Below are 25,836 nucleotides of genomic sequence, written 5' to 3' on the forward strand. Positions count from 1 at the left end.
CGCTGTTAACCCTGCGGACGCCCCGTCCGGCGCGCACGCAACATCGCCTGTACTGGCGCAGATGTCATAGACGGGTCACATATCCTGTCCTATGTTCGGCGGGAGAGGTGATCATGAGCTATCACATACGTCCGAAAGACCCAGACATGGGCGCCGCGCTCCGGCGTATTGCCGAGGATCGTCTGACCCGCGCGATCGAAGCGACCGGCGCCGAAACGCCCGAGACCCGGATGCTGGCCGTGCACGACATTCGCAAGCGTCTCAAGGAGATGCGCGGGCTGATCCGTCTCGTGCGCCCGGATTTCGACGGTTTCAAATCCGCCGATCAGGCCCTGCGCGACATCGGACGCAATCTCTCGGCGCTGCGCGACATCAAGGTGCGCTGCGACACGCTTGGTCATGTCGCGGATTATGTCGCCCTGCCCGACGATCCTCTGGGGCCTTACCTCACGGAGCTGGGGATGCGCCGCGATGCCGCCTATAGCGATCCGTCCGTGGCCCTTCTGCGCGACACCGGCGCGGCGCTTACTGCGCTCCGGGACAGTTCCGCCCAGTGGTCCCTGCGGCACAGCGGGCGCAGGGCGATCTTTCCCGGCCTGTCAAAGACCTATGCCGAGGCCCGCGACGCGATGGAGCACGCCCGCGAAACCCGCGCGCCGGAGGATTTCCACACCTGGCGCAAACATGTGAAATACCATTTCTACCATGCCCAGATCCTCGCCCCGATCTGGCCGGAGGCGATGGCCGCGCATCTCACCGCCGCCGAAGCCTTGGGCGAGCTTTTGGGGAAACATCACGACCTGCATGTTCTGGGCGAAGAGGCCCGCGCCGCAGGTCTTGCCAAAGCGCCGCTCAAGGTGTTGGAGCAGGGTCTGGCCGACCGCATCGAGACGCTTGAGAAACAGGCCTTCCTCGATGGCGCGCGGCTTCTGGCCGACACGCCCGACACCCTGTCGCGCCGCTGGTCCGTCTGGTATCGGCTCTGGCGCAATTCCAACTGAAAAGGGCCACCCCGAAGGGCAGCCCTTTGAAAACACGTCTGAAATAAGACTTACGACAGTTCGCCCGACAGGCCTTTATCGATCAGCGCGATGGTCTCGGTCACGCCGTAAAGCGCCGCGAAGGAGCCGAAACGCGGGCCTTGGCTTTGGCCCAAAAGCACCTCGTAGAGCGCCTTGAACCAGTCGCGCAGGTTTTCGAACCCGTGGTTCTTGCCGACCGCGAAAACGATGCTCTGGAGGAAATCGCCATCCGCGAAATCCGCCTCCGGCAGCGCCTCGTCCGAGCCCATATCGGCGTTTTTCTTGGCAATCGCGGCCAAAGCCACCTCGGCCGAACCGAATGCTGCCTTGAGATCTTCCATCGCCGCGCGTTCTGCGTCCGTCGGCGCGCGGAACACTTTCTCCGGCTTCACGAAGTCGTTGTAATAGCGCACCGCATAGCCCGCCGCCGCATCGAGCTGCGGGTTGGCCTCGGGCGACGCGTCCGGCGCATAACGCTGGATAAAGCCCCAAAGCTGCTCTTTCTCTTCCGCACCCGCCACAGACGCGAGGTTCAGAAGCATCGAGAACGGCACCACCATATCGGACAGCGGCACATCCGCGCCGTGGATGTGGAACACCGGGTTCGCCGCCTTCTGCGCCGCATCCTGTCCCGGATAGGCGCGCAGTTGCTGGTGATATTCGTCCATCATCCGTGGGATGACGTCGAAATGCAGCCGTTTCGCGGTTTTCGGCTTCTGGTACATGAAATAGGCGAGGCTCTCGGTCGAGGCATAGGTCAGCCATTCGTCGATCGACAACCCGTTGCCCCGCGACTTGGAGATTTTCTCGCCATTGGCGTCGAGGAACAGCTCATAGGTGAAATGCTCCGGCTTCTTGCCGCCGAGGATTTCGCAAATCCGGTCGTAGATCGGCGTATTGGTCGAGTGATCCTTGCCGTACATCTCGAAATCGACATCGAGCGCCGCCCAGCGCGCCCCGAAATCCGGTTTCCATTGCAGTTTCACCGCGCCGCCTGTCACGGGCAGCGTCCATTCGCGACCGTCCTCGTCGTCGAACGTGATCGTGTAATCGTCCTTGTTCACCGATTTCATCGGCACATAAAGCACCCGCCCCGTCTCCGGGTGGATCGGCAGGAAGATCGAATAGGTCTGCTGACGTTCTTCGCGCAGGGATTTCAGCATCACTTTCATCACGTCGTCGTATTTCTCGACGGCGCGTTTCAGGATCTCGTCGAACTGGCCGGTTTTGTAAAACTCGGTCGCCGAATAGAATTCATACTCGAACCCGAACGTGTCGAGGAACCGGCGCAGCATGGCGTTGTTGTGATGGCCGAAGCTCTCGAACTCCTCGAACGGGTCCGGCACCGAGGTCAGCGGTTTATGCAGGTTCTCGTGCAACAGCTCTTGGTTCGGCACGTTCGACGGCACTTTGCGCATCCCGTCCATATCGTCCGAAAAACAGATCAGCCGCGTCGGCACATCCGAGATCACCTCGAACGCGCGGCGGATCATCGTCGTGCGCAGCACCTCGCCAAAGGTCCCGATATGCGGAAGACCCGACGGACCGTAGCCGGTCTCAAAGAGCACATAGCCCTTCTTGTCCTTGGATGCCTCATACCGTTTGAGTACAGTCCGGGCCTCTTCAAAGGGCCAGGCTTTCGAGCTCATACCGGCATCACGCAGGTCCGTCATTTTCAGCAATCCTTTTAACACGCGGGTCTCTCCCGCAAGGCGCAACTCCTATTGCCCCTCCCCTCTTCCGTCAATATTGTTTGACCGCACATGCCCCATGAGGAGCCAAGAAAATGAACGATATTCCCCATTCCCTGACCCCGCAGGACTGTCTCGTCGCCGTGATGATCGCCCAGTCCATGTCCGACGAGAACATCCGCACCGCCGAGCTTGTCACCATCGAGAATATCGTCAACCACTTGCCGGTCTTCGGGTCCTATGACACCGACCGGATCAAGGTGGTCTCCTCCACCGTCTTCGATCTCTTCTCCGAAGAGGACGGGCTCGACGCGCTTTTCGGCCTCATTCGCGACAACCTGCCGGACTATCTCCACGAGACCGCCTATGCGCTGGCCTGCGACGTCGCCGCCGCCGATGGCCACACCTACGAGGCCGAGCTGCGTCTCTTGGAAGAGATTCGCTACGAATTGAACATCGACCGCCTCCACGCCGCCGCCATCGAACGCGGCGCGCGGGCGCGGTATATGTTGGTGCATGAGGTGGCGGGGTAAGGGCAAGCATAAACACTACAACCCACTTGTAGGCGCCTATTTGTCATAAGTGATTATAAGTGGCGTAGCATCCTCCAACTCACGCGCTATTTTCCCCATCGCTTTCAAAGCAACATTCAAAGGCGCAGCAGCATCTCGTCTGGACACTTGCAAAAGTCCTTTGAAACCTTGCGTGCTGATCATTGCGACTTCTTGAAAAAGACAAATCGGCAATCGGGAGTTGTTATTAAAGCGCCGATCGGGGCCTCCATTTTTGTTAACATAGCGCCACGTCTCACCGACAACCAAGGCATCCGCAGGTGCATGTTCTACAATCATTCTTTGATCGCGCACATCGGAACGGAGATCTTCGTAACGGACAGCACCATATCGTTTGTTCTCTAAAATCAGAATGCAATCCGGAAGAAAGTAACACGCTTTCCCGTCAATTTTCAGCATTGGCGGAGTGATGTTCGATGCAACTCCCGGCGGGAGGGCATAACTGACCGATGTTGTTGCCGTATCGACCAAACTGGAGGCCCCAGCGTTCTTTTTCCAAGCATGAAGGGTGTGAATATCACCCTTCGCTTTGACAAACTGCAACAGGCTCGCACGTCCAAGAACATCCAGCCCGTCTATCAATTCCCGATATGCTGTCTGGGCTTTTTCATCCAGCTCATAGGCAAAAACCACATTCCTGCGTGACGCATCAACGCGCCCTCCAATCAATAGCCCCACACCAAACAATATCACGGCAATCAATATTGCTACAGGTGCCTGGGCCATGAGGGCCAATGCAACTATCCCTCCGGTAAGAAACCCCAAGACCACAGTCATCGACGTTTGCGCACGCGCATCGTTCAACGTTTGCAGAGCATCCGTATGACTTTCTGAGACCAATAGTGCGGCATCCGCAGATATAATGCGCTGCATGAGAACACCGTCCTCAGTCATATATGCAGGCAAATCTCCCGGCATTGGAATTGTGAGATGAAGCTCAGAAGAGGCGCGCGATTTGGGTTTCCGCCCTATGCCGCCCAAAGTCTTTCTATAGTAGACGCCGTTCACGCCTGCATGAATATAATGCCCTTTGGGCCCTGTCCCAATTCTGAAGCCCCGGAAACCAGCCGAAACTCCAAGACCAGATTTGGAAAGGTTGATACGAAATGGGCCAACAACAATAGAATCCCTGATGTAGAAGGGCATATGAGTCCCCAAGCTCTAAATGCGAGAAAATATTTCTCCATCAGTGAGCATAAAACCCTTTGCGTCAAGCGACATCCTCACCCCGCATAAACCCCCGCCCAGCGCTCGATCAGCGCCTGCTGGAGTTTCTTCGCCCGCGTGTTGAACGTCCGCGCGCCCTCTGGCCGCTCTTCCGCCCCCGCCGCCTTCGCCGCTTCACGGCGCGGTACATCGGCGGCGAAGATCGCAAAAGCCATCCGCCCGCCGCCCGGCGCATCGGCATAGCCCGCCAGCGCGGAAACGAAATCCAGCGTCCCGGTCTTGGCGTGCACGCTCACCGGGCTGTTCTGGATCACATTGCCCTTGGCATCGCGCATCGGGATCGGCTTCATCAGCGGCGCAAGCGTCGCCTCGACCCCCGGCGCACTCAGCATATGCACCATATCCACTGTGGTCACTTTCGACGCGCCCCCGAGCCCCGAGTGATCCACCAGCGCCACATGCCGCATGCCCAGCGCCGATTGCGCCCAATCGCTCATCGCCTGCGCCGAAGCCGCAAGCGTGGCAGGCGCCAGCCCCCGCGCCCGGCTCGCCGTCAACCCGATGACCTCCGCTGTCAGGTTGGTCGAATATTTCAGCATGTCGCGCACCACGACACTGAGCGGCGCGCTCTCGATCCGCGCCACTTCCGTCCCGCCCAAGGCTTTGCGCTGTCCCTGAGGCAGGCGCACACCCTGCGCGCCCGCCACCGCCTGAAACACCTCTGCCGCGTAAAGCCCCGGCAGCCGCACCGGCAACCACCGCGCGCCGCCATTGCCCAAGGCCCCCCGCGCCACGGTCCATTCGTCCCGCCCCTGCCCGGCGACATGATCGAACACCGGCAGGTCCCGCGCCGCCACGCTGATCCGCGCGATCCGCACATCCGGCGCATAGCGTTCCGCGCGCGCGTCCATCTTGAGGCTGTAGTCCTCGCCCTGCCGCTTCCACTCGAAATGCACCCGGTTGTAATTCAGGTTCAGCCCGGAAATCGTCGGATTATACCCCGCGTATTCCACCTGCGCGCCGTCGATCTCCTCGATCCGCGGCAGCGCCGTATCGTCGACGTAAAACTGCCCTTTGACCCCGGTGATCCCCGCCTCGCGCAGCTTGCCCGCAAGCATCCCGAGCCCGTCGGTGTCAAGCGTCGGATCACCGCCGCCGACCAGCACCAGATCGCCCTGCACCACGCCGTTCACGACCGGCCCCGTCGCCAGAACCCGTGTCACGAACCGGTGCTCCGCCCCCAGATGATGCAGCGCGTAAAGCGCCGTCACCGTCTTCGCCACCGAGGCGGGCGGCAGGCGCAGCAGCGGCTCATGCACCTCGTACATCTCGCCCCCGGCGCTGGGCGACACGGCGTAGCTCACATGCCCCGTCAGACCGGAGGCGGCGACAAGCGCCTCCCCCGCCGGAAGCGCGCGTTTGTGCAAATCCGCCGGGCGCGGCTTCGGGATCGCCGAAGCGATCAGCTCCTCCGCCCCCGCCGCCTGCGCCACGACCTGTGCCGCGCCGCCCAACAAGAGCCCAAGCGCCTTCCGTCGGTTCATTCGAGAAAAATCATACCCAGTCATGGCCGCGAGTTAAGCGCGGCTTGGCGATCCGGGCAAGACGGGAAATCACGCCTTTCGCTCCCCGTCGCAGTTTCCCCGATCACCCCCGGTCCCAACCGCCCCGCGCCCGGATCTCCGTCGAAGACGCATCCGACATCGGCACGTTGATGAAACACCAGCACGGCACCCCGCAGCGCCCCAATAGCCGCGACGACCAGGGCGTCAGTTTCGCATGGGCAAAGCTCTGTGCCGCCACCGAATTGCGCGCCGCCCCCCGCTTGCCGGGCCGGGCAATGACGCCCACCGGCGTCGTCTCCATGATCTCGCGCCAGTCCTGCCAGAGGTGGAATTGCGCAAGGTTATCCGCCCCCATCAGCCAGACAAAACTCACGCCGGGATAAAGCCGCTTGAGCGCCCTGAGCGTCGCCGCCGTATAGCGCGTGCCGGTCTTGGCCTCGATGTCTGTAATCTCGACCCTCGGGTGCTGCATGATCTGCCGCGCATGGGACAGCCGCCGCTCCATCGGCGCAGGCCCCTCCGCCTTCAACGGGTTGCCGGGGCTCACAAGCCACCACACCCGATCCAACCCAAACCGTTTCAGCGCCATTTTCGTGATATGCACATGCCCCTCATGGGCGGGATCGAACGATCCCCCCAGTAACCCGATCACCTGACCGGGGCGGCCATAGGGCAGCTCATAACGCATGGGCAATTGCATGGCGTTCTGCATGGCGGCAAGCCGGTCGCCTGTCAATCGCTCTCGCTTGACAGCGCCTATTTCCTGACTAAAGTCAGCAAAAATAACGGACCGAAGTCAGGCACCTCCATGACCCTTTCCCCAATTGCCCGCATCCGCCGTTTCAACCGCGCCGTGACCACCGAAACCGGCGTGTTGGACCAGAGCTTTCTGGGTCGCGGCCGCCCGCTCGGCGCAGCCCGCGTGCTCAATGCCATCGGCCCCTCTGGCCGTGCCGTCTCCGACATCCGCGCCTTCCTCGATCTCGACACCGGCCTGCTCTCCCGCCTTTTGCGGTCCCTTGAGGACGAAGGCCTGATCGAGGTCGCCGAAGACCCCGCCGACAAACGCCGCCGCATCGCGCGCCTCACGCCCGCGGGCCAAAACGAATACGCCGCCTACGAAACCCTCTCCGACACCCGCGCCCAAACGCTTCTGGACCGCCACCCGCACCCCCAAGCCCTCCTCGCCGCCATGGACCTGATCGCCTCCGCACTGGGCCGCGACCGGATCGAGATTGTGGAAAGCGATCCGCACAGCGCCCCCGCCATCTTTTGCCTCGAAAGCTACTACGCCGAACTGGCCGCGCGCTTCGCCATGGGCTTCGACCCCGCCAAAGCCGCACGCCTCGACAGCGACGACATGCGCCCGCCGCGTGGCGTGTTCCTCGTGGCCTTGTCCGATGGGCTGCCCTCCGGCTGCGTCGGATTGAAAGGCACAGACAGGTCTAAAGAAAAGGGGGGCTACGCCGAAATCAAACGCCTCTGGGTCGCCCCCTCCGCCCGCGGTCTGGGCTTGGCCAAACGCCTGATGACCGAGGCCGAAACCCACGCCCGGACCATGGGCATCACCACACTAAGGCTGGACACCAACTCGGCCCTGCCGGAAGCGGCGGGACTGTATCAGCGGCTGGGCTGGACCGAGATCGAACGGTTTAATGATGATCCCTACCCGGATTTGTTTTTTGAGAAGCGGGTGTGAGGCTGGTCTCAGGGTTTACCCAATTGCCGCGCCAACAGCGCCGCAACCGAAATATCTAGGCCGCTTTCGTCGTCCTTAATAATGCCGTCCTGAGTTGGCCGGAACAGTGCAGCCAAGACCACGGCCTCACTATCCTTGCTAACTTCCTGATCTCGACGGAGAGTTCGGTACGACTGCGCGAAGGCTTTCTTCTCTGCCGCATCCAGCATCAAATGTCGTTCGCTCAAGAACACCTTGTATTGAAGACGTATAATCCAAAGCAAAATGGACATCGTCGTTAATATTCCACCAATGAGCAAAGGTCCTTTCGCCGAGAGTTGATCATCAGAATTGAAAAAACTCTCTGCGATTTTATCTCCGTAACCAACGGGGACAAGGATCGCCAAAGCAATCGCACTAAGCGCCAGAACCATAAAAATTCCGATCGCGCGCTCTGCTGCCTTCTTATGTTGTCTTTCTCTTAGATTCCACAAACGAACAGGCGCTTGGAATTTCATATCTTCAAAGAAAAGCTTTTTAACTCCCTCATATTCTCGCTGATTACGTTCGTTTTGAGTTTTCCCTTTCAAGGTGGTTTGACGCATATCCACCGACAAACGTTCGTAAACCTCCTCAATCTTCTCATTGAGTTCGGAAAAAAGCTCGTGCTCAACATCACGCATTTCCTGCGCTTCGTTGTTACGAGCGGAAATCTCATCACTGAATGCTTTCGATTTCTCGTTTTTTAATTGCTCAAACTCTTCTGCCAGCTGATCTCGCAAATTCTGAAGCTTTTCGACTTCTTCTTTCACCGCAGCGAGTTGGACGTCTAATGCTCGTTTTTCTGCCCCGACTTTAGCCCCAGAGACCTTGCCGAAAGGCATCGCCTCAACGGCATAAGCAGCTTCGAAGTAGCGCTGCCCGCGAGCTATATGAGAACTTAAATTACGAAGATTGTTTCCTCTTCCTGGAAGAGAAAGATAGTATGTGTAAACATCAACAGATTGCGAAAAATATCCTGATGAGAATAGGCCGATAATCAGCCTGCCAATCAAGCTATCAGACGGTGGAGGCCCCATCGTATTCGTCTGCCAGCTTCTGCCTGCTTCAGAACTTTTTAGCAGATCGTCACGCATTCGTTTAAAAGGCTCAGAGAGCAAAACAAAGTTCACGCTCTGATACCTAGACGTGAACTCTTGGTGATGACGCTGGATTAAAGAACCTTCTTTCAAAACCTCATCAAGAAACGGTTGCCAAATCTCCTGCTCGATATCCAAAAACTTCCGGACGGCTGTTGGGTTTGGAAATTCCCTGTTCTGTTGATCCGCATAAATGATTTGGAAAATAGGCGTCGGCATATCAATCTCGGCTTCAATGGTTTTGAAGAGCTTAGCGGCATGTAACATGTGGGCATAGCGAAATCCCATGCAGAGATACCCCTTCCCATCCCCCCTCTTCCCACGCTAAACCACCGCCCAAACCATTCCCCCCAAAGGAGCCCCCAAATGGCAGCCTATCAATACGTCTACCACATGGACGGCGTGTCCAAGACCTACCCCGGCGGCAAGAAGGTGTTCGAGAACATCCGCCTCTCCTTCCTCCCGGGCGTGAAAATCGGCGTCGTCGGTGTCAACGGCACCGGTAAATCGACCCTCATGCGCATCATGGCGGGCATGGACAAGGACTTCCAGGGCGAAGCATGGGCCGCCGAGGGCGCCAAAGTCGGCTACCTGCCGCAGGAGCCGGAGCTCGACCCGTCCCTCGACGTGCGCGGCAACGTCATGCTGGGTGTGGCCGCCAAAAAGGCGATCCTCGACCGTTACAACGAGCTCGCCATGAACTACTCCGACGAGACCGCCGACGAGATGGCCAAGCTCCAGGACGAGATCGACGCCCAGAACCTCTGGGATCTCGACAGCCAGATCGACGTCTCCATGGAGGCCCTGCGCTGCCCCCCCGATGACGCCGATGTCACCACGCTCTCGGGCGGCGAGAAACGCCGTGTCGCGCTCTGCAAGCTCCTGCTCGAAGCCCCCGACATGCTGCTCCTCGACGAACCGACCAACCACCTCGACGCCGAAACCATCGCCTGGCTGCAACAGCACCTCATCGAGTACAAGGGCACGATCCTGATCGTCACCCACGACCGGTATTTCCTCGATGACATCACCGGCTGGATTCTCGAATTGGACCGTGGCCGCGGCATCCCCTACGAGGGCAACTATTCCGCATGGCTCGAACAGAAAGCCAAGCGCCTCGAACAGGAAGCCAAGGAAGACAAGACCCGTCAGAAAACCCTTGAGCGCGAACTCGAGTGGATGCGGCAGGGCGCCAAGGCCCGTCAGGCCAAGCAAAAGGCCCGGATCGACCGCTACAACGACCTCGCCTCGCAATCCGAGCGCGACAAGATCACTCGCGCCCAGATCGTTATCCCCAACGGCCCGCGCCTCGGCTCCAAGGTCATCGAAGTGCATGGCCTGTCGAAACACATGGGCGACAAGCAGTTGATCGAGGGGCTCGACTTCTCCCTCCCGCCCGGCGGCATCGTCGGCGTCATCGGCCCGAACGGCGCCGGCAAATCGACGCTCTTCCGCATGCTCACCGGCCAATTGGAACCCGACGCCGGCACGGTCGAATATGGCGACACGGTCAAGCTCAGCTACGTCGACCAGTCCCGCGACGATCTGGACCCGAACGAGACCGTGTTCGAAGCCATCTCCGACGGCCAACAGATCATCGCCTTGGGCGACGCCGAAATGAACGGCCGCGCCTATTGTTCCGCCTTCAACTTCAAAGGCGGCGATCAGCAGAAGAAAGTCGGCGTCCTCTCCGGCGGCGAACGCAACCGCGTCCACATGGCGCGGCTGTTGAAATCCGGCGGCAACGTCCTCCTCCTCGACGAACCGACCAACGACTTGGACGTCGAAACCCTGCGTGCTTTGGAAGACGCGCTGACGGAATTCGCAGGCTGCGCCGTGGTCATCTCCCACGACCGCTTCTTCCTCGACCGGATCTGTACCCACATTCTGGCGTTCGAAGGCGATGCCCATGTGGAATGGTTCGAAGGTAACTTCGAGGATTACGAGGAAGACAAGAAGCGGCGGTTGGGGCCGGATGCCTTGGAACCGAAGCGCCTGAAATATAAGAAATTCTCGCGCTAAAAGCGCGGGGATTTCTTGTAGTTCCGCTTGGGATCAAGACAGCGTGAGGCAAACCGTGCAAAATTGCTCGCAATTTTGTCACGCCCTTCGCGCCCCGTGGAGCAGGAGCGCGATGATTTCAGATCAGTAAGATTGACAAAGGCGCCCTCGGGCGCCTTTTCTAAACCCGCGAATTGCCATCTGAAAGGCCTGCATTATTTTCTAATTTTTTCAACATTGGAAAGCACGATCAAATTTCGAAATAAATAATCAATGACTTCTTAAGTTAAATACCTATATGATTCAGAGAGCAGCAAAGGGATTTAGCGATGAACAAAGCGCCGAAAACGGCTTTTTTTCGCATCATCAAAAGATCGAACCAATCTGGCAGCTGGACAACCAAAGAACAAAATGGTGCCTCTGGACGACATGTGGTGTCTGTAAAGCCTACCACTTATAACAAAGGTGTCCGCGCTGCTACACGCGTATTGAAAGACAAAAAACTTTATGAGCCCACAGGAACTTAATCCGCTCTTCGATCTGTTGGCAGGCGAAGATAACGAAGACATCGAAGGCTTAGTCGCTTACGCACTCTACAAACGTCACAAACGATCATGGGCGTCAAAATTTAGAGAAAAGCACAGCCGCCCACCTTCAAGCGATGAAGAACGCGGCTTCGCAGAAAGCAACGCGACTGATGATCAGCTTGAACGATATAGAATGGATGCGCAGGACATTTTAATTGGCTTCGCAAATTCCTTTGTAGAAGATGAAAAGCCCGAAATTGAAAAAGCCGCAATTTCAAGGGAATTTTTAGAAGCATCTCGAACTGTTAGAGGTTCGGCTTCATTTGGAAACCTCCTGAAAGTCGGCGTCGCATCGACACTCGTTACATCTGCAATTCTAGCTCTTTTAGCATTCGGCACGCAGTATTTCGGCATTGATCTCATCGACGCCTTAACCATCCAAAATATCAACCAAACACAAGAATAGAAATTAGAATATATAGGCCCGAAAGGGACTTCCCGTCGCACCAAAGGCGCGCCGATCATAGTCGGCACGCCTCCGGCGTGACGGGGGAAGGGTAAGGCGGCTTCTCGCACATTGCTTCGCAATACGCTGCCAGCCACGCCCTCGGCTGCGCCGAAGGCTCGCGTCAAAGATGCCAAGGCATCTTTGATTGGTCTCCATTTCAAAACGACCTCTCCATACCATCCCCTTAAGCTCGACCTATTCAGCCTCCCGCCAAGCCCTCATCTGCTCCTCCTCGCTCAACCCCGCCTTCCGCGCCCGGCGCCATGCCTCATACCGCCGCTCCGTCACCGCCACCTCCGCGATCTTCATCTGCGCATAGGTGCCAAGCACATGGTTGATCCGCGCCTGATACCCCGCCCCCTGCGCCCGGAAAAACTTCGCCACACTCTCGTCCAGTCGCAACGTCACCTTCAACTTCTTCTCGGTGACATCCAGATCCTGTTCCAGCGTGGCCCAGGCCTCCGGCACGATCTGCGCCACGTCCCAATCGAAACTGTCCAACCGGCCCAGCGCCTCCGCGTGGCGTTGCAACCGGTCCTGCGCAAGGCGTTGGGTCTTGGTCAGCCGTCTCATGGCACGCTCCTCAAAAACAATGCCTCACTCTGACTCTGACAGACACCGGTTAACCCCGCCTGATCCGACCGCGCGCGGGGTCCGACAGAAGTCCGACGCAAAGCCGACGCTTTGCCGACATCACAAAATCCCCCTATCCAAACCCCTGAAAACATGTCATACGGACAGCGCTAAGTTACCTCTTTCGACCCTTCTGTTCTCCTTAACCGGCCACAGTCATCGAACGATTACGACGACGCCGGGTCCCTGCAATGTCGTGAGGGGCAAATACACAGGAGTACACACGATGGCCACTGGCACCGTGAAATGGTTCAATTCCACCAAAGGCTTCGGCTTCATTCAACCGGAAGGCGGCAACAAAGACGTGTTCGTGCACATCTCTGCTGTTGAGCGTTCTGGCCTCACCGGCCTGGCCGATGGCGCGAAGGTCACCTTCGACATCGAAGCCGGCCGTGACGGCCGCGAATCTGCGGTGAACCTCGTTCTCGCCTAATATCTGGCGAACGCAGGACAAATCGGCCCGGACGCTACGCGCGCCCGGGCCTTTTTCATGCGCGAAGAACAGGAAAGTGGACAGCTCACGCAAAGCCGTTACACTGTTCGGACCCCACCGGAGACCGCCATGCGCCTGCCCCTGCTCCTCTCGCTCGCCTGTCTTGCCAGCCCGGTTTGGGCGGAGAGGCTCGAAGGCACGCTGTCGCTGACCGGCTATTCCAACGCCGAAATCCTCGCCAAGATCGACACCCGGATCGACCGCCCCGTGACGCTCGATCTGACGCTCGACGCGAGCCAATCGACCGCCGTTCAGCAGATGTTCACAGAGATCAATTATCCCGGCGAAGACCCCGGTTTCCTCTCCGGCGAGATTTACAATACACCCTTATCGATCACCGACAAAACCAAATGCGAAGAACGGGTTATGGCCTATTTCAACGAGAACGGCCCGGACCCTGCGACGGATGAGTCCTGTCTTGGCCGGGTTGTCGTGACCTTCGAAAATACCGCAGAGCGGCAGGACCCAACCCATGGCGGCACCGGGATCATCCAGTACCGTCTGAGCGGCGATTACATCATCACCCGCGAGATCGGCGCGGGGCTCACCTTTTACACCTTCATCCCGGTCGACTAACCTCAGGCGAACCACTCAGGCAAACGCCATCAGATCGCCATCGCCTTCCCGGTCATGGCGCAGTCTCAGACTGCCCGCCACCACCGCCAGCCCGTCGATCGCCACACCACGATCCTCCCGGATCACGCAGGGCATCAGGCGCATGGAGCCAAACCCCGCCTCCGCCAAAAGCCCCTCGACATAGGCCTGAGAATGGGCAAATCGACGGCTCTCGCGCAGTTGGACCGGCGCATCGCCCAGCTCGACGGTAAAGGCCAGAACGCCGCCCTCGGCCAGCGATCCGGCGCACCAGCCGATCACCCGTTCCAGCGCACCGAGATAGATGAACACATCCGCCGCGACGATCAGATCATAGCGCCGCTCGGTCACATCGAGCCGGGCGATGTCACGCTTGTCCAGCACATCATAGATGCCCTTGCGGTCCGCCTCGACCAACATGCCGTCGGAAATATCATACCCCTCGAGCCTCGCCGAGACCGGGCGCAGAACCGTCCCCATAAGCCCGGTGCCACAGCCGAGGTCGAGCACGGAACCGAACTGCGTCCGCCCCGCAAGCCTCAGAGCGTCCATGAGAATTTCCGGTCCACGATAGCCGAGCTTCTCCACCAGTGAACGCTCGAATCGTGGCGCGTATTGATCGAACAGCAGTTCGACGAAAGCGGGCGGCATGGCTTCCGCCACCGGCACCCGCCGCGCCAGATCGCGTTTCAAGCCCGCTCCCAAAGGGTCGGAAGGATCGGCCTGAACCGCCTTGTCCCAAGCCTGACAGGCCCCCTCGATCTCCCCGCTGAGCTCCATGAATTCGCCCAGACGAAACCACCCTGCCGCCCAGCCCGGCGCCAATTCGAGCGCCCCGGACAGGGTTTCGATCGCCCCGGCGAGATCGCCCAGATGCGCAAGGGTTTCGGCAAAGGACGCCCGACGGTCGGCCGTCAGGTCCCCCGAGGAAAACACGCTCCCCGCCATGATCCGGATCTTTCAAAAGGGCCCGCTCATTTGCCGTGTCGAAAATGTCGACCGGCCACGCGACGGGCGGCACGCTGCATCTGATGTGCATCATGCGCCCGATACGCCGCCTTTTCGAATCTGTCAATTTAAGTGTTTTGAGCGCTCAGCGCTTTTTGACGAACTCGGTCAGGATCACGATCCGCTGACCTTCGACACGGCCTTCGATATGGCCCGCGTTGTCCGGCACCAGGGAAATCCCCCGCACCGCCGTGCCGCGTTTGGCGGTAAACCCGCCGCCCTTGACCGGCAGATCCTTGATCAGAACCACCGTATCGCCCGAGGACAGCACCGCGCCGACACTGTCGCGATGGATCACTTCGGGACCGGCAGCCTTGGCCCACTCCTCGACCTCAGGCTCGAGATAGAGCATCTCGAGCGCATCCGCCGCCCAGGCTTCGTCGCGGAAACGGTTCAAAAGACGCCAGGAGATCACCTTGACCGCATCGCGCTCAGACCACATCGACGTGCTCAACGCCTGCCAATGCCCCTCAGGCACCGGCTCCCCCTTGAGCCCCACCGCACAGGTCTCACAAAGCGCAACCACATCCGTCCGCGGGCTCACCGCCACTTCGGTCAGAGGCCCTGACGCCCCACAAATCTCACATTCGGCCATCTCGCCCTCCATTTTTCGCGGACCCTAAGACCCGGACCCTATCGGGGCAAGCGACAAACTGCCGCTTATCGGACCCATGTGAAAGAACGGGGAGAAAATCCGCGCTGGGCCCCTTTCCTCCGGCGCGCAAAATCCGCATAGTCGCAGCGACGGGGGGGACCGTCCGAGGGAAAGTCGACCGTGCCGAACGCGACAAGATCAACTGCTCTATCCGCCATTTTGCTGCTTTGCGCCACCACCGCGCAGGCCTTTGACGCACGTCTGGAGACCACTGCGGGCGACGATCTCAAGGCCCAGATCAAAGCCGCCTCTGCGGTGCTAGAGGCCGCCGACACCGATGTCACCGCACCCGAGGAGATCATCGCCGCCGTCCAGAGCGATTATCGCAACCTGATCGGCGCACTCTATCGCGAAGGCTATTACGGCCCGAGCATTTCGATCCGCGTGGACGGTCAGGAAGGCGCCTCCATGTCGCTGATTTCCCTGCCTTCTTCCATTCAGAACGTGGTCATCACCGTCACTCCGGGACCGCAGTTCGTCTTCGGCACCGCGCGCGTCGCGCCGCTCGCCCCCGGCACCGAATTGCCGGAGGGGTTCGTGAGCGGCGAGGTGGCCCATTCCAACCTCATCGCGGACGCCTCCGACACCGCCATCGAAAGCTGGCGCGCCGCCTCGCACGCCAAGGCGGAACTCGCCGACCAGTCCATCGTCGCCGATCACCGCGACGAGACGCTCGATGCCGAGTTGACCATCGCCCCCGGCCCCGCCGTGACCTTCGGCGATCTGCATTTCGCAGGCAAGACCACCGTGCGCGACGACCGGCTGCGGCGCATCGCCAACCTGCCGACCGGCAGCGACTACAGCCCGGAAAAGCTCGCTCTCGTCACCAAGCGGCTGCAAAAAACCGGCACCTTCCGCTCCATCACCCTGCGCGAAGCCGACACGCTGAACCCCGACAACAGTCTCGACATCACCGCCACGCTGGTCGATGAAAAGACCCGTCGCCTCGGGTTCGGTGCGGAACTGTCCTCGCTCGAAGGCGGCACACTCAGCGCCTATTGGATGCATCGCAACCTCACCGACAATGCCGACCGTCTGCGCTTCGAAGGCGAAGTGGCGGGGCTTGGCAGCACCACCGGCGTGGACGTGACGCTGTCGACCAGCTACCGCCGCCCGGCCACCGTGACACGCAAGACGACGCTGGTACTGGGCGCCACGCTCGAGCATCTCGACGAGCCGGAATATCTCTCCGACAGCGGCGAAGTCACCTTGGGCTTCGAGGTCGAGACCTCGCCCAATTCGACCTTTTCCGCCGGGATCGGCTATCGCTATTCCGAGGTCGAGGACGATCTCGGCTCGCGCAGTTTCTCGCATGTCATCCTGCCCATCGACGGCAGCCGCGATACCCGCGACAATTCCCTCAACCCGACCTCCGGCACCTATTTCGAAGCCGAGATCGAACCTTTCATCGGCGTGAACGGGTCCGCCTCCGGCACACGGCTTTTCGCCGACGGGCGCGCCTATCGCCCATTTGGCGACGACGACCGTTTCACCTTGGCGGGGCGGTTGCAGCTCGGCTCCATTCTCTGGGCCGATTACACCGAAGTGCCGCCCGACATGCTGTTCTTCTCCGGCGGCGGCGGCACTGTGCGGGGCCAGCCCTATCAATCCCTCGGCGTCGATCTCGGTGGCGGCGATACGACCGGCGGGTCGAGTTTCTTCGGATTCTCCGGCGAGCTGCGCACCAAGGTCAAAGGCAATATTTCTGTCGTGGGCTTCTACGATCTCGGCGGCATTGGTACAGGGTCCCTGCCCGGCGACAATGCCGAATGGCATGCGGGCGCGGGGCTTGGAGTGCGCTACAACACGAGTTTCGGCCCGATCCGCTTCGACCTCGCGGGGCCGGTCTCCGGCGACACCGGCGACGGCATGCAAATCTACATCGGGATCGGACAGGCATTTTGAAAAAGCTTCTCCCCATCACCCTCGCCGCGACCCTGCCGCTCACACTTGCCGCGCAGGACAGTGTGAACGAAGCGGACAACACCGCCGAGACCGCGCGCGACCGTTCCATGATCGTCGGCTTTCTCGAAGACAACCTGTCGGGTGCCGGGCGCGACATTCGCATCGAAGGCTTCAATGGCCTGTTGTCCTCGACCGCCACAATGGACGAGCTGACCATCGCCGACGCCGACGGCGTCTGGTTCACGCTGCGCGATGCCGAGCTGAACTGGAGCCGCAAGGCGCTTCTGGCCGGGCGGCTCGAAGTGACACGGATCGCCGCTGGCGAGATTGTCTTCGATCGTCTGCCCGTCGCGGGCGAGGATACTGGCGTCGATCTGCCCGACCCGGAGGCCAAACCGTTTTCCCTGCCCGATCTGCCGGTGTCCATCGACATCGGCGCCATCGAGGCGGAGCGCGTGCATCTCGGTGCACCGGTGCTCAAGCTCGGTGAAGCAGTGGAAATCAGCCTCACCGGTTCGGCGAAACTCAAAGACGGCTCCGGCGACACGGCGCTCGAGATCACCCGCATCGACGGCACGGAGGGCGCATTCTCCCTCGCCGCCGCCTTCGACAACACCTCCGAAGAGCTGTCGCTCGACCTTTCGCTCGCCGAAGGGGCCGGTGGTATCGTCTCAACGCTTGCGAACCTCCCCGGCTCCCCCTCACTGGCGCTCACCGCCAAAGGCTCCGGCCCGCTCGACGGCTTTGCCACCGACATCACGCTTGCGACACAGGGCGAAGAGCGGCTCACGGGTCGTGTGGCGCTCACCGCCGAACCCGATGAGGAGGCACCCGGCGCCCCCGCGCCGCGCCGGTTTTCCGCCGATCTCTCGGGCGATCTGACCCCGCTCTTTAGCGCCGAATACGCCCGGTTCTTCGGTCCGTCCTCGACGCTCACCGCGCAGGGCGTCTCCTATCCCGAAGGCGGTTTCGACCTCGAACGCTTCGCGCTCTCGACCCGGACCCTGTCGCTCGTGGGCGCCACGACCATCGCCGCCGATGGCTGGCCCTCCGCCTTCTCGCTCTCCGGCACCCTTGAGAGCCCCGATGACCGCCCCGTGCTTTTGCCCTTCGGATCGGCGCGCTCCATGGTCGAACATGCCGAGATTCTCGCCAATTATGACGTCACACGCGGCCAGAGCTGGTCGGCCTCGGTCGATATGGCGGGCTATGCGCAGGACGGGCTCGACATCGGGTCGGCACGTTTGGGCGCACAGGGCACGATCACCCAAAATCGCGATGATGCAGGTACGGTTCTGGGCGCGATCAAAGCACGGTTCGGCCTGACGGTTCAGGGGTTTGCCTCCGACGACCCCGCCTTGCAAGAAGCCGTCGGCACCGCCCCCGCGCTCACCGGTCAGGTGTTCTGGCGCGAGGGTCAGCCCTTTGTGATCGAAAGCCTAGAAGCCCGCACCGACGCCACCCGCGCCACCGCATCGGGCAGCATCGACGGGCTCGATGCCGGGTTCGAATTCACCGGGCGCATGAGCCTCGACACACCGCGGCTTGCGCGCTTTGCGGCCCTGTCGGGACAGAACCTTTCCGGCGCGCTGAGCGCCACGGCGAAAGGTAGTCTTTCCCCCCTGAACGGCACGTTCGACATCGACATGGAGGCAACCGGCACCGATCTCAAATTCGGCATCGAGCAGCTCGATGCGCTCACCGGCGGCGAAAGCGTGCTGAGCGTTGGGGTGAAACGCAACGAAACCGGTTTGACCCTGCGCCCGACGAGTTTGAAAACCCGGGCCCTTGACGTGGCAGCCGAAGGGCAATTGACCACGGAGAGCGGCGCGCTGTCGCTCACCGCGCGGCTCGACGATGTGGCGCGGCTGGGCGTTGCCCTGAGCGGCCCGCTGAGCCTTGACGCACAAATGTCTCACACCGGTGCCGAAACGCCCTGGACCGCAGAGGCCGACATGACCGGGCCGGGCGGATCGACCGCCGCGCTCTCCGGCACGCTGGCGCAGGATTTCGCCACCGCAGCCCTCGCGCTCACCGGCTCGGCACCGCTTGGCCTGTCGAACAAGCTGACCAGCGCCGCGCTCACTCAGGGCATGACAAGTTTCAATCTTGCAGTGAACGGGCCTCTGGCGCTGTCTTCGGTCAGCGGTCAGGTCCAGATCAATTCCGGTGCGCGGGTGGTGATTTCCTCGGCCGGGTTGGCACTCACCGTCGATCGCGGTGTCGTCACCCTCAATGGCGAACAGGCAAAGCTCGACTTCGCCGCCAGCGCCGACACGGGCGGCGGCCTGACGACCAGCGGTCAAATCGGTCTGACCGGCGCTCTGCCCGCCAATCTCGACATCGGTCTCAACGCGCTGGGTCTCACCGATCCGCAGCTTTACAGCACCACGATCGACGGCGATCTGAGCTTTGACGGCGGGCTTGCAGGCGGTGGCACGATTGCGGGCACGCTCACGCTCGGGCAGACCGATGTGACAGTCTCGCCCTCTGCCCTTGGCAGCGGTGGCGACATCCCCGAGATGACCCATGTCGGCGCCTCCTCCGCCGTCACCACCACCCGCGACCGGGCGGGGCTGATCGTCAGTGAAAGCGGTGGCAGCAGCGCGGCCTATGGGCTCGACCTCACGATCCGCGCGCCGAACCAGATCTTCATCCGCGGGCGCGGTCTCGACGCCGAGTTGGGCGGTCAGCTCCGGCTGCGCGGCACCACGGCGGATGTCATTCCGGTCGGGCAATTTTCTCTGATCCGCGGGCGGCTGTCGCTTTTGGGCAAACGGATCACCATGGAGGAAGGCTCCGTCACGCTTCAGGGCGAGCTGGACCCGACGATGCGGCTTGTGGCGGAAACCGAAACCGACACGATGACCGTGCAACTGATCACCGAAGGCCCGCTGAGTTCGCCGGAACTGACGCTGAGTTCCTCTCCGGAACTGCCACAGGACGAGATCCTCGCCCAGCTTCTGTTCGGCAAGGACATCAGCGAGATCTCGGCCTTCCAGGCCGCGCAGATGGCCGATGCCGTGGCGACCCTCACCGGCGGCGGCAGCGGGCTTGTGGGCTCGATCCGCGACAGTTTCGGTTTGGACGATCTCGATCTGCAAACCTCCGAAGAGGGCGACACCTCGCTTAAGGTCGGCAAATATATTTCCGACAAGATCTATACGGATGTGACCATCGACAATGCCGGCCAGTCGGTGATCAACCTCAACCTCGACGCCTCGCGCCACGTGACGATCAAAGGCTCGGCAAGCTCGGACGGCGACACCGGGGTCGGCGTGTTCTTCGAGCGCGATTACTGAGCCGGGCTTGACCCGTCTCAAGGCGATAAGGTGAAATGGGGTTAGTCTGGCGCCATGAGGGGGGCACGCCATGGCCGAGACGGTCTTTCATACCGAAAAGCTTGTGAAAACCTATCACACCGGCGGCACTGAGGTGCACGCCCTGAGCGGTGTCGACCTCGATCTCTACGCGTCCGAACTGACCGTGCTGCTGGGACCGTCCGGCTCGGGCAAGTCCACGCTTCTGAACATTCTGGGCGGGCTCGATCATGCGACCTCAGGCCTTGTAGAGTTCCGTGGCCGCAATCTGACCACGCTCTCGGACCGGGCGCTGACCCGCTACCGGCGCGATCATGTCGGCTTTGTTTTTCAGTTCTACAATCTCGTGCCGTCGCTGACCGCACGCGAAAACGTCCAGATGGTCACGGACATCGCCCCCAACCCGATGAGCGCCGAGGAGGCCTTGGCCCGCGTCGGCATGAGCGACCGGATCGACCACTTCCCAGCCGAGTTGTCGGGCGGCCAACAACAGCGCGTCGCCATTGCCCGCGCCATCGCCAAACGCCCCGAAGTGCTCCTGTGCGACGAACCCACCGGCGCTTTGGACAGCACCACCGGCGTTCAGGTTCTGGAGGCGATCCGGGAGATCAACGAGGATCTCGGCACCACCGCCATCGTCATCACCCACAACGCCGCCATTCAGGCCATGGCGCATCGCGTGGTGCGGTTTCAGGACGGCAATATTGGCTCGGTCGCCACCAACGCCTCCCGGCTCAAACCTTCCGAGATCGTGTGGTAGACCATGCATGCGCTCGACAAGAAACTCCTGCGCGACTTCCGGCGGCTCTGGGGTCAGTCGTTGGCCATCGCTTTGGTTTTGGCCTGCGGGGTGATGATCCTTTTGACGGCTTTCGGCATGTATCGCGCGCTCGACGATACGCTGGAGGCCTTCTATGAGCGGAACGAGTTCGCCGATGTTTGGGCCTCCACCGAGAAAGCCCCCCGCCCGCTTCTAACTGAGATCGCCGCCATCGAGGGCGTCCAGACCGCCGAGGCGCGGGTTCAGGAATATCTCATGCTCGACATTCCGGGCCGGGTCAAATCCGCCACGGGGCTGGCGCTCAGCCTGCCGGAGAATGGCGAAATGCCCATGCTCAACGTGCCGATCCTGCGCTCCGGTCGCCTGCCCGATCCGCAGGCGACTGACGAGGTTCTCGTCACCGAACCCTTTGCCGAGGCGAATGGCTTTGCCCTGGGCGACACGTTCGATGCGCTGATGTCCGGCCAGAAACGGACGCTCACCATCACCGGCACGGCGCTCTCGCCCGAGTTCGTCTACGCGATCGGCCCCGGCACGCTCATGCCCGATGATGCGAGCTTCGGCGTGATGTGGATGCCCGAGCATATGCTCGCCGCCGCTTTCGATATGTCCGGCGCGTTCAACACCGTCACGCTCTCGCTGTCGCGCGATGCCAATGAGGACCGGGTGATCGACGCGCTCGATGATCTTTTGGCGCCCTATGGCGGCACCGGGGCCTATGGCCGCGCGGATCAGGCCTCCAACGCCTTCGTTGCCACCGAAATCAAACAGCTCAAGAACATGGCGACCATCCTGCCGCCGGTGTTCTTTGGCATCTCCGCCTTTCTCGTCAATATGGTGATCGGGCGGATCATCGCGCTTGAACGCGCCGAGATCGGATTGCTCAAAGCTTTGGGCTATACCGATCTGCATATCGCCGCGCATTACGTTTTGATGGCCGGGCTGACCGCCATTCTCGGCATCGTCATCGGCTGGATCACCGGCGGCATGTCGGCGCGCTGGATGGCCGCCGAATACGCGCAATATTTCAAATTCCCCTATCTCATCTTCAACGTCTCCTATGACGCCTATGCGATCTCCGGTTTTCTCGCGCTTTTGACCGCCGCCCTAGGCGCGCTGCGCTCGGCAATGGGGGCCGCGCGCCTGCCCCCCGCCGTTGCCATGTCGCCGCCCGCGCCGCCGCGCTACAAACGCTCGCTCTTCGACCGAATGCTGGCCGCGGCCCGCCTCAGCCAGCCCTCGATGATGATCTGGCGCTCGATCTTTCGCTGGCCGCTCCGCGCCGCCATGTCGGCGCTTGGCCTGTCTCTGGCCGTGGCGATCATGATCGCGGTCGGTTTTTTTTCCTATTCGATGGATGAGATTTCCGATGTCGCCTTCAACCAGTCGAACCGCGAGGACACGGTATTGTTGTTCTCCAAAGACCGCCCGCTCTCGGCGTTCGAAGACGTGCGCAAACTGCCCGGCGTGATGGAGGCGGAGGGCGAGCTCTACACCGCCGTCAAACTGCGGCACGGTCCTCTGGAGAAACAGCTTTCCATCGTCACCCGCGGCTCGGGCGCGACGCTCGCGCGCTCCATCGACGCGACCGGCCATGTGGTCGAAGCCGAGGGCAACGGACTTTTGATCACCACGCGTGTCGCCGAGGTTCTGGATCTGGCCCCCGGCGATCTCGTTGAGGTCGAATTCATGACCGGGCGGCGCGAGACCTATCGCCTGCGCGTTGCGGGCGTGACCGAGCAATTCTTTGGCCTCGGCGCCTATATGACCCGCGCGGAGATGGCCCGGCTCACCCGCAGCATCCCGCAAATCTCGGTCGCGAACGTCACGCTCGACCCGACCCGGGACGAAGCCTTCAACGAAGCCATCAAGGAAACCCCGATGATCTCGGGCGCTGTGCGGGTGACCGATATGAAAGCGTCTTTCGCGGCCACGGTGGATGAGAATATCTCGATCATGAACGGGTTGTTCATCATCGTCGCCGTGTTGATCACCGTCGGGCTGACCTACAACAGCGCCCGCATCCAACTGTCAGAGCGCGCCCGCGAACTGGCCTCGCTCCGCATCCTCGGCTTCTCGAACTGGGAAGTCTCCTATGTTCTGGTCGGGGAAATCATGCTGATCGCCGCCTTGGCCCAGCCTCTGGGCTGGCTGATCGGGTACGGGCTCGGGCATCTGATGGCCGCGAGTTTCACCTCCGATCTCTACAATATTCCGATGGTCCTGCCGCCCGCCGCCTATGCCACCGCCTCGCTTGTGGTCTTGGCGACGGCGTTCACCTCCGTCATGGTGGTGCGGCAACGCGTGGACCGGCTCGACCTTGTCTCCGTGATGAAAACCCGGGAGTGACCTGATGACTTCGAAATCCCGCAAATCGCTTTTGAGCCTGATCGTCCTGGCGCTTGTCGCCGCCCTCCTGTTCATTGCCTTCCGTCCGCATCCGGTGGCCGTGGACCTCACCGAGGTCACACGCGGGCATATGGAGGTGACGATCAACGCCGACGGCAAGACGCGCATCCGCAATCTCTACGAAGTCTCCTCCCCCATCGCGGGCACGGCCTTGCGTTCGCCGGTCGAGGAGGGCGATGAGGTGGTGGCGGGCGATACGGTTGCCCGCGTCGAACCCCTGAGCCCCTCCCTGATCGACGCCCGGAGCCGGGTTCAGCTTGAGGCCGCCGTCCGCGAAGCCGAAGCCGCTGCGGATCTCGCTCAGGCTCAGTTGCGGCAATCCGAAGAAGAGCTGTCCTACGCCCAAAGCCAGTTCGAACGCACCAAAGCGCTTGTCACCCGTGGCGTCTCCTCCGTGACCACACTGGAGGACGCACAACAGCTCCTCTCCGTCCGCAATGCCGCGCGCGACGCCGCCGTGTCGAACGTACAAATGGCCCAGTCTTCCCTAGCCCGCGCCAAGGCGGCCCTGATCGAACCCGGAGCCGCGGAAAGCACGGCCGAGACCTGTTGCATCGCGCTCACGGCCCCCATCTCCGGCAAGGTTCTTTCCATCACCCAAGTCTCCGAACACGCCGTCGCGGTCGGGTCATCTCTGTTGTCCTTGGGCGATGTGACCGATCTCGAAATCGAGGCGGATCTGCTCTCCTCCGATGCGGTCGGCCTCGAAATCGGCGCCCGCGCCATGGTCGAACGCTGGGGCGGCACGCCTGCACTCGAAGCCCGGCTCAAAAGTCTCGCGCCCAAGGCCGAAACCCATACGTCCTCTCTCGGCATCGAAGAACAACGCGTCTCCGCCGTTTTTGATCTCGTCACCCCGGCCGACAAGCGCCCCGGCCTCGGACACCAATATTCCGTGTTTCTCAAAGTGGTCGAATGGGAGGCCGATGACGTGGTGATGATCCCGGTCTCCGCGATTTTCCGCAACGGCGATGGCTGGGCGGTGTTCGTCAACGCGGGCGGCATAGCCCGTTTGCAACCGATCGAGATCGGCCACCAATCGGATCGGATGGTCGAGGTTCTGTCCGGGCTCAATGAGGGCGATCAGGTCATCCCTCACCCCGCCGACACGATTGTGGACGGGGTGCGCATCGTCGACCGCGACAACCTCTGAACCCCGAGCCTGTTACGAAAAATAGCCGATCCGCTCGGCAAGCCCCCGCCCCTCTTCGGTCTCAAGGATCTGCGCCACCTTGGCCTTATGCGTCGCCACGGCGAACTCATGCCATTCCACCAGTTCCGGATCGCGGGCAAACCCTGCGCGGATCTTGCGGGCCGCAGGCGACGGCGTGGCATAGCGCAGATCCTCATCGCCGGGGGTGTTATACCCCTTCCAATAGTTCACGGAGGCCCCCAGCCGCTCGGTCAGCACCGCATCGCCGCGATCCACCTTGACCAGAAACGCCTCCATGCTGCGGATCGCGTAGTGGTTCAGCTGCGCGAACTCCACGGTGCTCACCGCGTCAATCGCCTTGGCCCCGCCATCGGTATACTCCGCATCGAGCACATGGCCGGAACCGTCCCGCCAGACAAACCCGGTCTCAGAAAAGCTCGCCAACAGGGGCCGGTGATTGCGCCGCCGCGAGAACGGGACTTCGTTGCGAAACATCGTTTTCACCGCATTCGACACCAGCTTGCCGTCCACGCGCGCCGCCTCATAGCCCTTGTTGCGCTGAGTGAACTGCCCGACCAGCGGCGCATCGACAAAGGTCTTGTGGCCGTTGCTGTTATAGGGGACCGAGGTGAAGGAAATCACATCCGTCTTGCCGACCCGTTCGAGAAACCCGTCGAGGGTCTTCGTCCGTGTGTTGATCTGGAGATATTCGTCCACGTCGGAAAACATGATCCAGTCGGCATCGCGGTAGATGTTGAACAGCGCGGCATAGCGCAGCGTCATGACATGCCAGGCGCCCTGACTGCGTTTGAGCATCCGCGGGTTGGGCACATGGGTGACATGGCCCATCTCGGCCAGACGGTCGAGAATGCGGTCGGTGCCATCGTCGCAATCGTTGGTCACGACAAAGAAATGATCGAACCCCAGCGCCATGTGATGCGCCACCCAATCGAGGATATAAGGCCCCTCGTTCTTCATCGGCGTCACGATCATGTAGCGGCTTTTCTTCGCCATC

Annotated in this window: 22 protein-coding genes; 13 read left to right on the top strand and 9 right to left on the bottom strand. The window is 61.2% G+C overall.

Going from position 1 to position 25,836, the window contains the following annotated elements:
- Positions 1-113: 113 nt before the first annotated feature.
- Positions 114-1,001: a CHAD domain-containing protein gene (locus V1475_RS00330; protein WP_479411162.1), complete on the top strand. Its 888-nt coding sequence runs from the start codon at positions 114-116 to the stop codon at positions 999-1,001.
- Positions 1,002-1,051: 50 nt separating this feature from the next.
- Here the strand turns inward: V1475_RS00330 and V1475_RS00335 are convergent, their stop codons facing one another.
- A complete protein-coding gene (locus tag V1475_RS00335; RefSeq protein WP_479411163.1) occupies positions 1,052-2,695 on the bottom strand; it encodes a lysine--tRNA ligase in 1,644 nt (547 codons plus the stop codon).
- A 113-nt stretch (positions 2,696-2,808) separates the two neighbouring features.
- On the opposite strand from V1475_RS00335, the gene V1475_RS00340 reads away from it, so the two are divergent.
- On the top strand, positions 2,809-3,246 hold the full coding sequence (locus tag V1475_RS00340) for a tellurite resistance TerB family protein (RefSeq protein ID WP_479411164.1): 438 nt from the start codon (positions 2,809-2,811) through the stop codon (positions 3,244-3,246).
- 36 nt (positions 3,247-3,282) lie between these two features.
- Here the strand turns inward: V1475_RS00340 and V1475_RS00345 are convergent, their stop codons facing one another.
- The 3 genes from V1475_RS00345 to V1475_RS00355 form a co-directional block, all read right to left on the bottom strand.
- Positions 3,283-4,431 carry a DUF4236 domain-containing protein gene (locus tag V1475_RS00345; RefSeq protein ID WP_479411165.1) on the bottom strand — a complete coding sequence of 383 codons (1,149 nt, stop codon included), beginning with the start codon at positions 4,429-4,431 and terminating at the stop codon, positions 3,283-3,285.
- 77 nt (positions 4,432-4,508) lie between these two features.
- Positions 4,509-5,996 (bottom strand): D-alanyl-D-alanine carboxypeptidase/D-alanyl-D-alanine endopeptidase, encoded by a 1,488-nt coding sequence (dacB, locus tag V1475_RS00350; protein ID WP_479411166.1) that lies wholly within the window; start codon positions 5,994-5,996, stop codon positions 4,509-4,511.
- A gap of 103 nt (positions 5,997-6,099) precedes the next feature.
- Entirely contained in the window at positions 6,100-6,705 is a 606-nt protein-coding gene (locus tag V1475_RS00355) for a nicotinate-nucleotide adenylyltransferase (RefSeq protein WP_479413933.1), read from the bottom strand.
- 120 nt (positions 6,706-6,825) lie between these two features.
- Here V1475_RS00355 and V1475_RS00360 point away from each other — a divergent pair, with 120 nt between their 5' ends.
- Positions 6,826-7,716, top strand: a complete 891-nt coding sequence (locus tag V1475_RS00360; protein WP_479411167.1) for a GNAT family N-acetyltransferase — start codon at positions 6,826-6,828, stop codon at positions 7,714-7,716.
- Positions 7,717-7,724: 8 nt separating this feature from the next.
- Here the strand turns inward: V1475_RS00360 and V1475_RS00365 are convergent, their stop codons facing one another.
- Entirely contained in the window at positions 7,725-9,122 is a 1,398-nt protein-coding gene (locus V1475_RS00365; protein ID WP_479411168.1) for a DUF6161 domain-containing protein, read from the bottom strand.
- Positions 9,123-9,200: 78 nt separating this feature from the next.
- On the opposite strand from V1475_RS00365, the gene ettA reads away from it, so the two are divergent.
- The 3 genes from ettA (at position 9,201) to V1475_RS00380 (ending at position 11,828) form a co-directional block, all read left to right on the top strand.
- Positions 9,201-10,856 carry an energy-dependent translational throttle protein EttA gene (gene ettA / locus V1475_RS00370; protein ID WP_479411169.1) on the top strand — a complete coding sequence of 552 codons (1,656 nt, stop codon included), beginning with the start codon at positions 9,201-9,203 and terminating at the stop codon, positions 10,854-10,856.
- 308 nt (positions 10,857-11,164) lie between these two features.
- The gene (locus tag V1475_RS00375; RefSeq protein ID WP_479411170.1) at positions 11,165-11,362 is read left to right on the top strand and encodes a hypothetical protein; all 198 of its coding nucleotides are present in this window, start codon (positions 11,165-11,167) and stop codon (positions 11,360-11,362) included.
- Positions 11,343-11,828: a hypothetical protein gene (locus tag V1475_RS00380; protein ID WP_479411171.1), complete on the top strand. Its 486-nt coding sequence runs from the start codon at positions 11,343-11,345 to the stop codon at positions 11,826-11,828. The genes V1475_RS00375 and V1475_RS00380 overlap by 20 nt, the downstream gene beginning before the upstream one ends.
- A gap of 237 nt (positions 11,829-12,065) precedes the next feature.
- On the opposite strand, the gene V1475_RS00385 is transcribed toward V1475_RS00380, so the two are convergent.
- Positions 12,066-12,443 (bottom strand): BrnA antitoxin family protein, encoded by a 378-nt coding sequence (locus tag V1475_RS00385; protein WP_479411172.1) that lies wholly within the window; start codon positions 12,441-12,443, stop codon positions 12,066-12,068.
- Between the two features lie 286 nt (positions 12,444-12,729).
- Between V1475_RS00385 and V1475_RS00390 the strand changes: the two genes are divergently transcribed.
- Together V1475_RS00390 and V1475_RS00395 are read left to right on the top strand one after the other, a co-directional pair.
- On the top strand, positions 12,730-12,936 hold the full coding sequence (locus V1475_RS00390; protein WP_434290755.1) for a cold-shock protein: 207 nt from the start codon (positions 12,730-12,732) through the stop codon (positions 12,934-12,936).
- A 129-nt stretch (positions 12,937-13,065) separates the two neighbouring features.
- A complete protein-coding gene (locus tag V1475_RS00395; protein WP_479411173.1) occupies positions 13,066-13,572 on the top strand; it encodes a hypothetical protein in 507 nt (168 codons plus the stop codon).
- A 15-nt stretch (positions 13,573-13,587) separates the two neighbouring features.
- On the opposite strand, the gene V1475_RS00400 is transcribed toward V1475_RS00395, so the two are convergent.
- The gene (locus tag V1475_RS00400; RefSeq protein WP_479411174.1) at positions 13,588-14,538 is read right to left on the bottom strand and encodes a class I SAM-dependent methyltransferase; all 951 of its coding nucleotides are present in this window, start codon (positions 14,536-14,538) and stop codon (positions 13,588-13,590) included.
- 145 nt (positions 14,539-14,683) lie between these two features.
- The gene (locus tag V1475_RS00405) at positions 14,684-15,193 is read right to left on the bottom strand and encodes a PhnA domain-containing protein (RefSeq protein ID WP_479411175.1); all 510 of its coding nucleotides are present in this window, start codon (positions 15,191-15,193) and stop codon (positions 14,684-14,686) included.
- Between the two features lie 180 nt (positions 15,194-15,373).
- On the opposite strand from V1475_RS00405, the gene V1475_RS00410 reads away from it, so the two are divergent.
- The 5 genes from V1475_RS00410 (at position 15,374) to V1475_RS00430 (ending at position 24,821) form a co-directional block, all read left to right on the top strand.
- Entirely contained in the window at positions 15,374-17,158 is a 1,785-nt protein-coding gene (locus tag V1475_RS00410) for an autotransporter assembly complex protein TamA (RefSeq protein ID WP_479411176.1), read from the top strand.
- The gene (locus tag V1475_RS00415; RefSeq protein ID WP_479411177.1) at positions 17,155-20,460 is read left to right on the top strand and encodes a translocation/assembly module TamB domain-containing protein; all 3,306 of its coding nucleotides are present in this window, start codon (positions 17,155-17,157) and stop codon (positions 20,458-20,460) included. The genes V1475_RS00410 and V1475_RS00415 overlap by 4 nt, the downstream gene beginning before the upstream one ends.
- Positions 20,461-20,530: 70 nt before the next feature.
- Positions 20,531-21,238 carry an ABC transporter ATP-binding protein gene (locus V1475_RS00420; protein ID WP_479411178.1) on the top strand — a complete coding sequence of 236 codons (708 nt, stop codon included), beginning with the start codon at positions 20,531-20,533 and terminating at the stop codon, positions 21,236-21,238.
- 3 nt (positions 21,239-21,241) lie between these two features.
- A complete protein-coding gene (locus tag V1475_RS00425) occupies positions 21,242-23,608 on the top strand; it encodes an ABC transporter permease (protein ID WP_479411179.1) in 2,367 nt (788 codons plus the stop codon).
- Between the two features lie 4 nt (positions 23,609-23,612).
- Complete coding sequence (locus tag V1475_RS00430) at positions 23,613-24,821, top strand: efflux RND transporter periplasmic adaptor subunit (protein ID WP_479411180.1); 1,209 nt, start codon at positions 23,613-23,615, stop codon at positions 24,819-24,821.
- A 12-nt stretch (positions 24,822-24,833) separates the two neighbouring features.
- On the opposite strand, the gene V1475_RS00435 is transcribed toward V1475_RS00430, so the two are convergent.
- Complete coding sequence (locus tag V1475_RS00435; RefSeq protein ID WP_479411181.1) at positions 24,834-25,835, bottom strand: glycosyltransferase family 2 protein; 1,002 nt, start codon at positions 25,833-25,835, stop codon at positions 24,834-24,836.
- Between the last annotated feature and the right edge of the window lies 1 nt (position 25,836).

Source organism: Celeribacter sp. SCSIO 80838 (assembly GCF_056498065.1).